Origin of the sequence: Variovorax cryoconiti, assembly GCF_051216395.1 — a bacterium.
In the GTDB taxonomy this organism is placed as follows: Bacteria; Pseudomonadota; Gammaproteobacteria; order Burkholderiales; family Burkholderiaceae_C; genus Variovorax.
This window is the reverse complement of the sequence record NZ_JBPJZI010000015.1, coordinates 40,771-54,368: the sequence shown is the minus strand read 5'-3', so window position 1 is coordinate 54,368 and position 13,598 is coordinate 40,771. Positions and strand designations below refer to the sequence as shown.

Here is a 13,598-nt window from a genome sequence, read left to right as displayed (position 1 = left end):
CGGAAACTCGGGATGGAACATCGGGGACACGCGAGTCCCCTTCTTTCACTCACTCGATCGTGATCTTGCCGGCGTCGATCACCTGCTTCCAGCGGGCGTATTCCTTCTGCTGGAACTCGGCGAACTGGGCGGGGGTGTTGGCCACCATTTCGAAGCCGATCGACGTGAACTGTTCTTTGACCTTCGGGTCGTTCAGCGCCTCGACGAAAGCCGCATGGGCCTTGTCGCGCACGGCGGGCGACAGCCCCTTGGGCGCGACGATGGCCTGCCACGACGCCACCTCGACGTTCTTCACGCCCGCTTCGGCCAGGGTCGGAACGTCGGGGAAGATCGGCGAGCGCTTGGGGCTCGTGATGGCGAGCGCGCGCATCTTGCCGCCCTTGATGTACTGCGCCACCGAATTGACATTCTGGAACGAGGCATCGACCTGCCCGCCCATCAGGTCGGTGTGCGCTGGCGCTCCGCCCTTGTAGGGCACGTGGATGCCCTGGGTGCCGGTCTGCTGCCAGAACAGCTCTGCCGTCAGGTGGTCGCTCGAGCCGTTGCCGGCTGAGGCGAAAGTCATCTTGCCGGGGTTGGCTTTTTCATACGCGATCACGTCGGCCACGGTCTTGTGCGGCGAATTGGCCGGCACCACGAGGATGTTGGGCGACGCCACCGCGACGGTGATCAGGTCGAAGTCTTTCAGCGCGTCGTACTGCAGCCCCTTGATCAGGTGCGGCACGATGACCAGCGGACCCAGCGATGTGACGAGGAAGGTCGCGCCGTCCGGTGCGGCCCGCTTGACCAGCGTCGCGCCGATGGTGCCGGTGGCGCCAGCCCGGTTGTCGATGAGAAACGACTGCTTGAACTTGTCCGTGAGCCGGGGCGCGATCGCCCGCGCCACCTGGTCGGTCGAGCCGCCGGGCGGGAACGGCACGACCAGGGTCACAGCCTTGTCGGGCCAGGTCTGAGCTTGTGCGGCCAAGGCGGCGACGCCGAATGCGAGGGCGGTCAAAAGTCTTTTCATGATGTCTCCTGTTCGAAGGGAACCCACGGCGGCTGGCTCGTGGACAGGAAATGATATCGTTGTCATTTCCGCGGTCAAGACGCGTTTATTCGGGGTATTCCCGGGTTCCCGGGGTTTGCTATCGTTCGCGCCAGCGCGCGTCGAGCTGAGCGCCGCGCATTCCATATCCCTCCATGAACGCTGCGTCCCCCACCAAGCCGGCCACGCTGCACGACGTTGCCAAGGCCGCAGGCGTGTCGCTCATCACGGCATCGCGCGCCCTCAGCAACCCGGACATCGTCTCGGACAAGACCATCGCCAAGGTTCGGGCCGCCGCCGAGACCACGGGCTACATCCCCAATCTCCTCGCGGGCGGGCTCAAGTCCAAGCGCAGCCTGATGGTCGCAGCGGTCGTCCCGTCGCTGAGCGTGTCGCAATTTCTTCCGACGGTGCAGGCACTGACGAATGAGCTGGCCGCCTCGGGGTACCAACTGATCCTTGGCCAGACCCAGTACGACGCCGAGGTCGAGGAATCGGTGCTCAACACCATGATCGGCCGCCGGCCCGACGGCATAGTGATCACGGGCCTCGTGCAATCGCAGCGGGCGCGGGACCGCCTGCGGCGCTCCGGCATTCCCGTCGTCGAGACCTGGGACCTCAGCGACCGGCCGATCGACATGCTCGTCGGCTTCTCGCACCGAAAGGTCGGCGAGGCCGTGGGCGCCTATTTCCTGGAAAAGAAGTGGCAGCACATCGGCGTCGCCAGTGGCGATGACCTGCGCGCCCGCCTGCGCCGCGACGGCTTTCAGGCCGCGCTGGGCCGCGAGGTGCCCACGGCCCTCGTCCCGGCGCCCAGCAGCCTCGAGCGTGGCCGCCTTGCGCTCGCGGAATTGCTGGCCGCCGACCCGCGGCTCGAAGCCGTGTGCTGCAGCTCTGACCAGCTGGCGCACGGCGTGTTGGTCGAAGCCATGGCGCGAGGCATGCGCATTCCGCAAGACTTGGCGGTCTGCGGCTTCGGCAATGCCGACTTCGGCGCCCACATGCTGCCCTCGATCTCTACCGTGCACGTGGACGGCCCGGAGATGGGCCGCATCGCCGCACGCCTCATCGTCGACCGATGCCGCAGCAAGCCCATCGCGCAATCGGTGATCGACGTCGGCTTTGGGCTGATCGAGCGGCAGAGCACGGCGGGCTGAGGAGACCCGGCGGCGCGCCGTTCAACGGCCGCCGACCGGCGGATTTTCCCGTGCCTCGGGGCGCTGCATCGACACCCCGAGCCGCCTGGCCAGGCGCACCAGGTTGCCGCGGTCGATGCCGAGCGCGCGCGCTGCGGCCGCGCCGTTGAAGCCGTGCGCCGCCAGCGTGTCGACAAGCAGCGTTCGCTCGAAGGCCTGCACGGCATCGCGCAGGCTGCGGCCCTCGCCGCGTATCGATGACGCCAACGACGCCAACGACGGGACCGGTGGCGATGCGGCGACGGCAGCGTCGGCCGTGTCGACCCGCGCGCCACTGGCCTTGCCCGGCAGGTCCATGTCGACCGCCTCCAGGCTGAGGATGCGCGGCCGCTGCGCGTGGCGTCCCAGCGCTTTCAGCACGCTGCGGCCGAGCAGATGCTCCAGTTCCCGCACATTGCCCGGCCAGTCGTAGGCGAGCAGCGCGGCCTGTGCGCCGGCGTCGAGCCGCAGCCCGCCCAGCCCGAGGCGCGAGCGGCTCTCCTCCAGGAAGAAGCCGGCGAGCAGCAGCACGTCGCGCCCGCGCTCGCGCAGCGGCGGCACCGGCAAGGGATAGACGCTGAGCCGGTGGTAGAAGTCGGCGCGCAATCGCCCGGCCCGCACCTCGTCGGCCAGGTTGCGGTTGCTCGCCGCGATGAGGCGCACGTCGACGTGGTGGTCGCGGTCGGAGCCCAGCCGCTGCAGCTGCCCGCTCTGCAAGACGCGCAGCAGCTTGGCCTGCACCGGCAGCGCCAGTTCGCCGACCTCGTCGAGGAAGAGCGTGCCGCCGTTCGCCAGCTCGAACTTGCCCGGCCGCTCGCCCACCGCGCCGGTGAAGGCGCCGCGCACATGGCCGAAGAGCTCGCTCTCGACCAGGGTGTCGGGCAGCGCGGCGCAGTTCAGGCTGATCATCGGCCGCGCCGCGCGCGACGAGGCCGCGTGCAGCGCCTCGGCGACCAGTTCCTTGCCGACGCCGGTCTCGCCCTGGATGAGCACCGGCAGGTCGCTGCCGGCGACCAGGTCGATTTGCTTCTGCAACTCGCGCAGGGCCGGGCTGCGGCCGATCAGGCTGCGCGTGCGCGGCCCGGCCGCCAGCCGGAAGCCCTCGGCGCGCAGGCTCTCGCGCTCGACGCGCGACTGGAGTTGCGCGATGCGGCCGGCCACGCTGACGGTGGCCGCGGCGAGATGGCCGAAGGATTGCAGCGTGGCCAGGTCGGCCTCGGAAAACCGGTCGGGGTCGAGCGCGTCGAGCGTCAGCAGGCCCCAGGGCCGGTCGTCCAGGTGCACGGTGCAGCCGACGCAGTCGTGCACCGGCAGGTGGCCGTCCAGGCCGTCGACCAGCCCGTCGTACGGGTCCGGCAGCGGGCTGTCGGCCGGAAAACGCAGCGGCCCGCGGGCCTCGAGCAGCGCGGCGAAGCGCGGGTGCTGGTCGACGCGAAAGCGCCGCCCCAGCGTGTCGGCACTGAGCCCGTCGACGGCCAGCGGCACCAGCAGGTCGCCTTCGAGCCGCAGCAGCGCGGCTGCGTCGCACGGCAGCAGCACGCGCAGGGCGTGCAGCAGGCGCCGGTAGCGCTCGGCCGCGGGCAGGTCGCGGGCGATGTCGCCGACGAGCGGAATGAGGGACTGGAGCAGCGGGTTGGTCGTCATCGAGACACGATGCATGTCATCAAGACACGAATCGAATCGCGTCATACCGACATACATCAAAGCTAAGTCCTTGATTTTGCTGCAAGACAAGGCTGGAACGACGATTGCAAAGAGAAAGCCCTACGCCACCTTCGAAGGATTCCCATGCTGAGCGCCGCGCACAAAGCCATCGTCACCGCCACCGTCCCCTTGCTGGAAACCGGAGGCGAAGCCTTGACCACGCACTTCTACCGGATCCTGCTCGACGAGCACCCCGAGGTGCGCCCGCTCTTCAACCAGGCCAATCAGATCAGCGGCGAGCAGCCGCGCGCCCTGGCCAACGGGGTGCTGATGTACGCGAAGAACATCGACCGGCTCGAAGCGCTGGGCGACCTGGCGACGCAGATCGTGCAGAAGCACGTGGCGTTGCAGATCCTGCCCGAGCACTACCCGATCGTGGGCGCCTGCCTGCTGCGCGCGATCCGCGAGGTGCTGGGCGCCGAGGTCGCGACCGACGCGGTGATCGAGGCCTGGGCGGCCGCCTATGGGCAGCTCGCCGACATCCTGATCGGCGCCGAGGCGGCCGAGTACGACCGCAAGGCGGCGGCGCCGGGCGGATGGCGCGGCGGGCGGGCCTTCCGCGTGGCCCGCAAGGAGGCAGAGAGCGCCGAGATCACGTCCTTCTACCTCGAACCGGTCGACGGCCAGCCGGTGCTCGACTTCGCGCCCGGCCAGTACATCGGCCTGCGGCTCGACGTGAACGGGCAGGAAACGCGCCGCAACTATTCGCTGTCCGCCGCGCCGAACGGCCGCAGCTACCGCATCAGCGTGAAGCGCGAGCCCGGCGGGCTGGTGTCGACCCATCTGCATGACCAGGTGCAGGTCGGCAGCGTGGTCGAGCTGTTCCCGCCGTCGGGCGGCTTCACGCTGGCCGACAGCGAGCGGCCGCTGGTGCTGATCAGCGGCGGTGTCGGCATCACGCCGACGCTGGCCATGCTCGAGACGGCGCTGGCCCGGACGCCGTCGCGGCCGGTGCGCTTCATCCATTGCGCCCGCTCGCACAAGGTGCATGCCTTCCGCCGCGCCATCGACGCGCTGGCCCACCAGCATCCGCAGTTCGAGCGCTTCTATTGCTACGACGAAGCGCCGGCCGCCGACGACGTGGAGGTGGCGCCGCATGCCGTCGGCCGGATCGACGCGGCTTCGTTGGCGCAGTGGCTGCCGGCTGCGACCGAAGGCGTGCGCGACATCGACGCCTATTTCCTCGGGCCGAAGCCGTTCATGCAGCAGGTGCAGCGCTCGCTGCGCACGCTGGGCGTGCCCGACCGGCAGGTGCGCTACGAATTCTTCGGGCCCGCGTCGGCACTCGAATAAAGAAAGGCGGCGCGCCGGCCGCCTGGCTCAGCCGGCCGCGGCGATGGGCACCGCCGACTCGGGCACGGAGCGCCGCGCGTACTCGGCCTTCAACTGCTGGGCGATGAATTCAGAACAGGCGCGTAGCCGGCTGACCTCGATCTCGCCCATGCACAGCCCCTGGTAGCGGACATGGGCGCGGGGGAAGTTGTGGCTGAGCGCCTGAGCCGCATCGAACACACAGGCGGCGAGCGACGTCAGTCCGCGGTCCACGTAGCACGCCTCCCTGTGCACCGTGCTCTTGTGCGGCGCACGGACGCTGTAGGTGTACGAACGCTCGTGGCGCTGGATGAACTCGAGAACCGGTTGCATGGCGGGGCAGCTCCTGGCAATTGGCGGCGTCGTTGCCGCACCGTCGCGGACGGGCCGGCGATCTTACATTTCGAAGCAATTCGCGCAAGCCCATCCGACAGACGGCGCGAAGCGACGACGAAGCGGTCGTTTTCAGCCCTCGCCGCAGAGCAGTCCCTGGGCGTCTTCGTCGAAGCCTGCCAGGGGCTGGGCCTTGGCCAACGCCATCCAGACGCCGAAGGGCATGCGCGGCTGCGCCCGGTGCACGGCCGACCGCGCCACGACGAGGCGCCCGCCCTCGAGCATCAGCACGCCGCATTCCACCGGGATTTCCTCCGGCGTGGCGATGGGGCGGCCACGGGCGTCTGGCCCGAGCACGTACCAGCACTCGCCGCCCAGGTCGAGGTAGGCCGCGCGCTTGTCGGGCTTGCGCAGATCGGCCATCAGGTCGGCACGCCGCACCTTGATCTCGTGGACGATGGGTTGCGCATAGGCCTCGACGCTGGTGTTGCGGATCGAAAACACGTCGGGCCGCGCGATGCACCAGCGCGCCTTGCCGCCCTCCTCCGCTGCTGGCAGCCGGGCGCGCAGGCTCAGCCCGCGCCAGGCGATGCGGCCGCTGCGCGTCATCTCGCGCGCCACCTGCTCGACCAGGGCTTCGTGCGCCGACAGCGCCGCCCGGTTCACGACGAGCGAGCTGGCGATGTGGTCGATGCCGCGGTCGGTCACCCGCAGCGTTTCGTGGCCAAAGGCCGATCGCTGGCGCTCCAGCAGCCCGGCGGCGAGCAGATCGACCTCCACCGGGTCGCCGCAGGGCCAGCCGGCCGAGCGGTAGATGTCGCGCAGGCGCCGTGCATGGGCACGGCCCAGCACGATGTCGCCGGGCGGCGGTTCGATCACCGGCGCCGGCTTGCCGGGGTCGGTCACGGGCGGCACCACGACGGGCGGATCCCCTTCCGGGGGCGGCATCGGCGGGATTTGAGGGCTGGGCGGGACCGGGAGGTCCGGCGCAGGCGGCGGCGGACCGATGGGCGCACCGACCGCCGCGCGCTGCAGGGCAAAGGCAATCATCGGCAGAAGGTTAGCGAAAAGACGCCCTCGATGCGAGCGCCGGCGGGTGGCAAAAGACGAACGCCCTCACGGGTCGACGTTCACCGTCACCTGACCCAACTCCTTCTCGCCTTTGGCCTGCGCCGCATTGGCTGCGCCGCCCCACTCGAAAGGCACGCGCAGCAGTTCGCGGCCGCCCTGCTCCCGCGCCACCTCCACGGCGAGTTGGTAGCGCCCTGCCGGCAGCGCCGCCAGCGCGCCCGTCGCACCGGCGAAATGCAGCGCATGCGTGCCGACCGGCCGCGTGGCGCCGGTGACGCCGTCGACGGGCAGCGCCAACTGCTCGCCGCCGGCGCGCCACCAGGTGCGCAGGTTGCGCAGCCAGCCCCGGCCCTGGTTGTCGCGCAGGCGCGTGTCGTACCAGACGGCCAGCGTGCCCATCGCCGCCTTGCTGTCGTCGGCTTTCTCGACCCATGCCGCCAGGTAGGGGCGGTAGTACGACGCCGCGGCCACTTCGGGCAAGGTGAGCTGCAGCGTGAGCGACGCCGCCGCCGCGGGCCCGGTCGCCCAGGCCAACGCCACCGCACCCAGCCAGGGGCTGGTTCTAGCTGTCATTGCCGCGCGCCTGAGGCGGGCGCTGCGGGTCCGCCTTGGACACGCTGCCGTCGTTGTTGGTGTCCAGGCCCTTGAAGGTCTTGTCCGCGATGGCCGCATCTTCGGCCGCCGTGAACTTGCCGTCGCGCGCGCGGTTGACAATGCCGAAGCGCACGTGCGCCTGCTTGATGCTGTTCTCGTACGCCTTGTCGGGCTGGCGTCCTTCGTCGAAGTACTGGCGCTTCAGGCGCCCCTCGAACTCGGCAACGTATTCGTCTTCGCTCAGCACGCCGTCGCCGTTCTTGTCGCCGGAACGGAAGCGCTGCACGCGGACGGCGTCGAACTCGGCGCGCGTGACGACGCCGTCGCGGTTGGTGTCGTAGCTGCCGAGGAAGGGGTCCAGGCCGTGCCCGCCGGCCGGTCGCGCGGGCTGGCCCGCGGCTGCGGCCTGCGCCCCCGGCGTGGATGTGGCTGGCGCGTTGCCGGCACAGGCCGACAGCAGCACGGTGGCCGCTGCGGCGAGAAGGGTCGTGTGAAGCGTCTTCATGGTGATGGTCCTTGGGTGGGTGGATCGGTGGGTGTCAAAAGTCGACGTTCAGGCTGACTGCGAAGGTCCGCCCCGGCGCCGTGGAGAGCTCGATCTGGCGACGGTCCTGGGCCGACGACGGCTGCAGGCTGCGGGCATTGCTGTAGGCCCAGTACCGCTTGTCGCCCAGGTTGTAGATGCCGCCGGCCAGGCGCATGTTCTTGGTCAGGCGCCAGTAGGCGGACAGGTCGAAGCGGGCAAAGCCGGGCACGCGGAACTGTTCGGTCGTCGAATCGGTGAGCGTGACGCCGGGGTCGTTGCTGAAGGCCTGGCGGTTGGTCGCGACGGCCTGCTTGCCCTTCACGAAGACACCGGTGAGGTTCAGGCCCCAGGCTTTTTCCGGGGCGTCGTAGCCCACGCCGATGATGGCCTTGGCCGGTTGGACGGAGTCCAGGTCCACCTTCTTGTCGCCGGCGAAGTTGGACTTCGAATTGCCCTTGCTGTAGCCCAGCGCCCAGGTGCTGTAGATGCCCTTCGCAGCGGGCGACCAGGTGCCGTGCTCGAGCCGCGCGCTCAGCTCCGTGCCGTAGATGGTCGCCTCGTCGCGGTTGCTGGCCTGGTACAGGATGCTGAGGTTCGACTGGATGTTGGTGAACAACGCCGGGGTGTTCGCACGCGTGTACCGCGTGTAGGAAATGAAGTCCTTGTAGCGCGTGTAGAAGACCGAGCTGTTGAACACCACGCCCGGCGTCGGCGAGCCCTTCAGCCCCATGTCGAAGGAATCGCTCGTCTCTTTCTTGAGGTCCTTGTTGCCGACCAGCGCATAGGTGCCGCCGCCGCCGTTCCAGTAGCCGAAGACTTCGCTGTTGGTGGGTGCGCGGCCGCTGCGCTTCCATTGCGCGTAGGCGGTCAGCGTCGGCTGGATGTCGTAGAGCACGGCCAGGCTCGGGCTGGCGATGGTAGTCCCCGACGTGCTGCCGTACATCGTCTCCAGCTGCGCTGCGGTGATGCGGCTGTTGCCGAAGCTGTCCGCATTGCGGATGCTGGGCTTGACCCGGTCCACGCGCAGACCCGGCACCACGGCCAGGCGCCTGCCGCCGACCTGGAAGTCGATGGTGTCCTCGAGGAAGAGGCCGGCCCGGTCGGTGGTGGTGTCGGGGAAAGGCTGTTGCGTCGACGAATCCGACGTCGAGGAGAACGGGTGCTCGTTCTTGGTCTGCGAGTAGTTCACGCCGAACTTCAGCAGGTGGTTGTCCAGGCGTTTCTCGCCGACGCTGGAAAAGCCCACCTGGCGCGTGGTGTTCTGCGAGATGTCTCGCGCCGTGCTGCGCGGCGTGGTGCGCGTGGCGAAGGTCAACGTGTCGGTCACGTCGTCCATGTCCGTGTCCTGCAGGTACACGCGGGTGTTCAGCAGGTCCACCAGGCCACCGGCGCCGGGCGTCCAGGTGTGGGCCAGGTGGAAAGTCTTGCGCTCGGTCTGGGCGTTCTGCGTCGACGTGCCGGTCACGGCGGTGGCGGCGGTGTTCCAGGCCTCGAAGCTGCTGTCGTTCTGCTTGCGGTAGAGGTCGGCGCCAATCTCGAGCTTGTGCTGCGCGTTCACGCGCACGCTGCCCTTGAGCAGCAGTGCGTCCGAGTGCCAGTCCTCGGGGTAGCTGTTGACGATGTCGCTGTTGTTCTTCGTCTCATGGCCATCGCGGCGCACGTAGCTGAGGATGCCGGCGTAGTCGCCCGACAGTCCTGCCGCCGTCACGGCTTGGGTCCAGGCACTGTTGGCCTCGTTGTAGCCCAGCTTGCCGCCGAAGTAGAGCGGCTTGTTCTCGTTCACGTAGTCTTCCGGCGACTTGCTCCGGAAGCTCACCACGCCGCCGATGCCGCCCGCCGTGCGCTGCGAATTGGTCGTGCCCGACTGGATGTCGACCGCCGAATAGATGTCCGGGTCGATGAAGTCGCGGCCCATGCCGAAGGTGCCGTCCTGCGCGCGGTTGGTCAGCGGTGCGCGGCTGATGGCGTCGGGCATCTCGATGCCATCGACGTCCAGGCCGATGCGATTGCCTTCGATGCCGCGGATGTTGTAGCCGGTGGTCCCGCTGCGGTCATAGCGGCTCGCCCCGCGCGTGCTGCCGGTGACCGTGCCGGGCGCTTCCACCAGCGGCTGGTAGCGCATCACGTCGCCCATGCCGGTGGCACCGGTCTTCTCGATGTCCTCCTGCGTGATGACGGTGCGCGTGCCGGCTTCCTGGCGCAGCGCATCGGCGGTCACCTTGACTTCGGCAAGCGTTTCCTTGCTGTCTGGCGAGGTGCTGGCGGCGGGCCGCTGCGGCGTGGTCTGCGCGGTTTGCGAGAACGCCGGCGCCGCCTGCCACAGGAGGGCCTGGATGGCGAGGGCCACCAGGCTGACACGGCGTCGGGGGAATCGGAGAGAGGGGGCGGATGGTGCGCGAGCGGCACCAGGGTCGCGGCTGGCCATGGCCAGGGCGCTGAACGAAGTCATGCGTTTGCCTTAAGTCAAGAGGGTCGTCTCGCTGGACCTCCTGACAAGGAAACATCTGGCTTCAGTCGCAAATTGTAGCAATGCGATGCGGTGGGTCGGGACACTCGCGCGCGCCGATGTCGGCCAATGACAGGTCGCACAGCCATCGCAATGCGGCGATACGGGCTATCTGGCGCGGCGACAGCTGTTCCAGCAGCTCGGCCAACTCGAGACGGATGCCGAGCCGGGACATCGCTGCGGCCTTGTCCCTCCTCACCAGCATCTGCGCCGTCAGGAGGTAGGCCAGATCGGGCTCACCCCTGTCCATGTCCACGCCAGCCCATGGCAGTGAGGGCGATTCAGTGGCCGACGAATCGCAGGCACTGTCGGTGCTCATGCCTGCATCGTCGAGAAGATGCGTGCGAAGCGTTGGCCCACGCTGGGCCGCACGGTTTGCGGCGCCAGCGCTTCCATCTGCGAAGCGGACCAATCGGTCGGCTGGGCCATGTGCAATGGATCGCTGCAGCGCAAACCGAGTAGCTGAATCTCACGCGCGAGTCGCATCATTTGCTTCGAACCGCTGGTGTCGCCGCGGCGCAGCGCCTCCAGCCCTTGTCGGTACTCGTTCGTCAGGTGCTCCCATTGTGAGAATGTCGGTCCCATGGTCATCGTGTGCTTGGAGGGGGTGATCATCTTGTGTTGCCTTGGGCCGCCCGACCGAAACGTCGGCGCAATTGCCCGTGTGAATGACTGAACGACCAGTGGCGCGTAGCGCTCAGAACTCCGCCCACTCTGCCGACTCGTTCTTCGAAGGCTGGGTGGCTGGCGTCAGAAGTCGACGCGTGCTTGGCGTCGGTGAAAGCGGCTTGGGCGTCTGCTTTTTCGACGTGCCTGAGACCACACCCGAGACGCGGCGCGCAGGTGTCGTGGAGACAGCATGCCCGTCATCGGCAGTGCCGAGGTTGAAGACACTGACAGCCTCGACCAAGCCCATGGCCTGCTCCTGCAACGCGCCCGAAGCCGCGGCGGCCTGCTCCACCAGGGCAGCGTTCTGCTGCGTCACCTGGTCCATCTGCGAGATCGCCTGGTTGATCTGCTCGATGCCCTGCGTCTGCTCGTGGCTGGCTGCGGTGATCTCGCCCATGATGTCGGTGACGCGGCGGACGCTGCCGACGATCTCGTCCATCGTGCGGCCTGCTTCGCTCACCTGCTCGCTGCCTGCACCGACCTTGCTGACCGAGTCGTCGATGAGGGTCTTGATTTCCTTGGCCGCTGCCGCCGAGCGCTGCGCCAGGCTGCGCACTTCGGAGGCGACCACCGCGAAACCGCGGCCCTGTTCGCCGGCACGCGCCGCTTCGACCGCCGCATTCAGGGCCAGGATGTTCGTCTGGAAGGCGATGCCGTCGATGACCGCGATGATGTCGACGATCTTCTTGCTCGACGCGTTGATCGCGCTCATGGTGCCGACCACCTGGCTGACCACGCTGCCGCCACGCACGGCGACTTCCGATGCCGATACGGCCAGTTGATTGGCCTGGCGTGCGTTGTCGGCGTTCTGCTTGACGGTCGAGGTCAGCTCCTCCATCGAGGCTGCCGTCTGCTCGAGCGAACTGGCCTGCTGTTCGGTACGCGACGACAGATCTTGATTGCCGGCAGAAATCTCACCCGAGGCCGTCGCCACGGTGCGTGCGTTCTCGCGCACCGTGGTGACCACGCCCTTGAGGGAGGCCTGCATGGCACTCAATGCCGCCAGCAGTGGACTGAACTCGTCGCGCGCCAGATCCACCACCTCGGTGGAAAGATTGCCGTCGCGCACCCGATCCGCCACCGCCAGGGAAGTCGCCACCCGACGACGCAGCAACATGGACAGATAGAAAGCGAGGGCCATCAGGCCTGCTGCAATGAATGCGGAAAGCACCAGCAGTTCCATGCGCGTCTTGGCCGCAGCCGCCACGACGTCTGCCAGCTCCGACTTCAGGATGTCTTCCTGGCGCTTGCGCTCCTCGCCCAGCCATTTGGTCAGACGAAGCAGCGTCGGGCCGGTCTGCTCGACCTGCAACTTCCGCGCCTCGTCGAGCTGCTCTGCCTGAACCCGTTTGATCAGATGGGCCTGCATCGGCCAATACTCGTTCTCCAGGGCCCCCCAGATGCCGAAGGCAGCGCGGGCAGACGGCGGCGTGTCGTTCATGAACGCCGCGTCGTTCGCGTCGATGACCCGCTTCAGCGTCTCCAGGTGTCCGAGCGCCGCATCCCTGGTGGTCTTGTCGCGCGCCAGCATGGCCTCCCGCACCCAGAACCCCATCTGCGACACGCTCAGTTCCGTGCTGGCGATGCGCTGCAGTTGCTGTACGCGAACGCTGCCCGTGCTCTTGGCAATCGCCTCGACGTTCGACAACTGGCTCCATGCCATGACCGCCAGAACGACCATGGTGGCGATCAGAACGAACGAGAACGCATAGAGCCGTTGCGCGATACCGAAGACAAATGTTTTCATGATGTTGTTCTTGCCGAGGCCGTGATGCGATGAGGGAGTGGTCGTGGTGCATGCGATTGAACGACGGCACGACAACGGACTTGTGATCGAAATGCAAACTCGCCGGCGCATCTGCGTCGCCGTGATTTCTTTCACACCGACGGGCTGTCTTCTCCGTGGCACGCAACACGTCTTGCACGTGCGGGAGGGGCCCCGCTCAGCCCGGCTCGACGAAACTCTCGGCGCGATCGAACCGGTACCCCACGCCGTGGACCGAGGCCAGCTTCCAGCCGGTCGAACCGTCGAGCCTGAGCTTCTTGCGCAATCGGCTGACATGGGTGTCGACCGTGCGGGTGTCGATGTCGGCGTCCAGGCCCCAGATTCTGCTGAGAAGGTGATCGCGGGTGAAGAGCTTCGCGGGGTTCTGGAAGACGTACACCGCGAGGTCGAACTCCTTCTGCGTCAGCGCCACCGGTACGTTGTCCACGAACAGGCGGCGCTGAGCGATGTCGATCTCATACACGCCCACGCGCAGGACCAGCGTGCCCGACGGCTGCGCGCGCCGGACCACGGCTTCGATGCGCGCGAGCAGTTCCAGGGGTTTCGGCGGCTTGACGACGTAGTCGTCGGCCCCCGCGGCGAGCGCGGCGACGACGGTCGCCTCGTCCTCCCTTGCCGTAACCACGATGACGGGAAGCGCGCCGCTCAGATGCTGTCGCACCCAGTCCAGCACCTGCGCGCCGGTCGCATCCGGTAGAAACCAGTCGAGGATGAGGATGTCGAATCGCCCGGTGGCCAGCGACGCGCACAGGGCAGCTGCCGTGCCGAAAGACGCCACCGTGTTCCGACCGTCGCCGGTGAGCCAGAGTTCGAGCAACTCACGCTGATCGTCGTCGTCTTCGACCAGAGCGATGTGCATCGTTCAGTTTAGTGAAACAACGGCCAACAAACCAATG

The 13,598-nt window shown here is 67.9% G+C and carries 13 protein-coding genes; 2 read left to right on the top strand and 11 right to left on the bottom strand.

The features are described 5' to 3' along the window. Window positions 1-49 precede the first annotated feature (49 nt). Window positions 50-1,009: a Bug family tripartite tricarboxylate transporter substrate binding protein gene (locus ACSFA2_RS24555; protein ID WP_435457947.1), complete on the bottom strand. Its 960-nt coding sequence runs from the start codon at window positions 1,007-1,009 to the stop codon at window positions 50-52. Between the two features lie 173 nt (window positions 1,010-1,182). Between ACSFA2_RS24555 and ACSFA2_RS24550 the strand changes: the two genes are divergently transcribed. Further along, on the top strand, window positions 1,183-2,184 hold the full coding sequence (locus ACSFA2_RS24550; protein WP_435457946.1) for a LacI family DNA-binding transcriptional regulator: 1,002 nt from the start codon (window positions 1,183-1,185) through the stop codon (window positions 2,182-2,184). 21 nt (window positions 2,185-2,205) lie between these two features. Here the strand turns inward: ACSFA2_RS24550 and norR are convergent, their stop codons facing one another. Next, window positions 2,206-3,846 carry a nitric oxide reductase transcriptional regulator NorR gene (gene norR / locus ACSFA2_RS24545; RefSeq protein WP_435457945.1) on the bottom strand — a complete coding sequence of 547 codons (1,641 nt, stop codon included), beginning with the start codon at window positions 3,844-3,846 and terminating at the stop codon, window positions 2,206-2,208. Between the two features lie 144 nt (window positions 3,847-3,990). Between norR and hmpA the strand changes: the two genes are divergently transcribed. Then, window positions 3,991-5,199, top strand: a complete 1,209-nt coding sequence (gene hmpA, locus ACSFA2_RS24540) for an NO-inducible flavohemoprotein (RefSeq protein WP_435457944.1) — start codon at window positions 3,991-3,993, stop codon at window positions 5,197-5,199. Window positions 5,200-5,226: 27 nt separating this feature from the next. Here the strand turns inward: hmpA and ACSFA2_RS24535 are convergent, their stop codons facing one another. The 9 genes from ACSFA2_RS24535 to ACSFA2_RS24495 all read right to left on the bottom strand — a co-directional run bounded on the left by ACSFA2_RS24535 (window position 5,227) and on the right by ACSFA2_RS24495 (window position 13,561). After that, complete coding sequence (locus tag ACSFA2_RS24535) at window positions 5,227-5,550, bottom strand: hypothetical protein (protein ID WP_435457943.1); 324 nt, start codon at window positions 5,548-5,550, stop codon at window positions 5,227-5,229. Window positions 5,551-5,682: 132 nt separating this feature from the next. Next, window positions 5,683-6,600: a hypothetical protein gene (locus tag ACSFA2_RS24530; protein ID WP_435457942.1), complete on the bottom strand. Its 918-nt coding sequence runs from the start codon at window positions 6,598-6,600 to the stop codon at window positions 5,683-5,685. 66 nt (window positions 6,601-6,666) lie between these two features. After that, complete coding sequence (locus ACSFA2_RS24525) at window positions 6,667-7,194, bottom strand: DUF2271 domain-containing protein (RefSeq protein ID WP_435457941.1); 528 nt, start codon at window positions 7,192-7,194, stop codon at window positions 6,667-6,669. After that, window positions 7,184-7,720: an EF-hand domain-containing protein gene (locus ACSFA2_RS24520; protein WP_435457940.1), complete on the bottom strand. Its 537-nt coding sequence runs from the start codon at window positions 7,718-7,720 to the stop codon at window positions 7,184-7,186. Before ACSFA2_RS24520 ends, ACSFA2_RS24525 begins: the two co-directional genes overlap by 11 nt. Window positions 7,721-7,754: 34 nt before the next feature. After that, complete coding sequence (locus ACSFA2_RS24515) at window positions 7,755-10,190, bottom strand: TonB-dependent hemoglobin/transferrin/lactoferrin family receptor (RefSeq protein WP_435457939.1); 2,436 nt, start codon at window positions 10,188-10,190, stop codon at window positions 7,755-7,757. 61 nt (window positions 10,191-10,251) lie between these two features. Beyond that, window positions 10,252-10,566 carry a flagellar transcriptional regulator FlhD gene (locus tag ACSFA2_RS24510; protein ID WP_435457938.1) on the bottom strand — a complete coding sequence of 105 codons (315 nt, stop codon included), beginning with the start codon at window positions 10,564-10,566 and terminating at the stop codon, window positions 10,252-10,254. Next, window positions 10,563-10,862 (bottom strand): hypothetical protein, encoded by a 300-nt coding sequence (locus tag ACSFA2_RS24505; protein WP_435457937.1) that lies wholly within the window; start codon window positions 10,860-10,862, stop codon window positions 10,563-10,565. Before ACSFA2_RS24505 ends, ACSFA2_RS24510 begins: the two co-directional genes overlap by 4 nt. Before the next feature lie 82 nt (window positions 10,863-10,944). Beyond that, window positions 10,945-12,663: a methyl-accepting chemotaxis protein gene (locus ACSFA2_RS24500; protein WP_435457971.1), complete on the bottom strand. Its 1,719-nt coding sequence runs from the start codon at window positions 12,661-12,663 to the stop codon at window positions 10,945-10,947. Window positions 12,664-12,859: 196 nt separating this feature from the next. After that, window positions 12,860-13,561 carry a response regulator transcription factor gene (locus tag ACSFA2_RS24495; RefSeq protein WP_435457936.1) on the bottom strand — a complete coding sequence of 234 codons (702 nt, stop codon included), beginning with the start codon at window positions 13,559-13,561 and terminating at the stop codon, window positions 12,860-12,862. Window positions 13,562-13,598 lie beyond the last annotated feature (37 nt).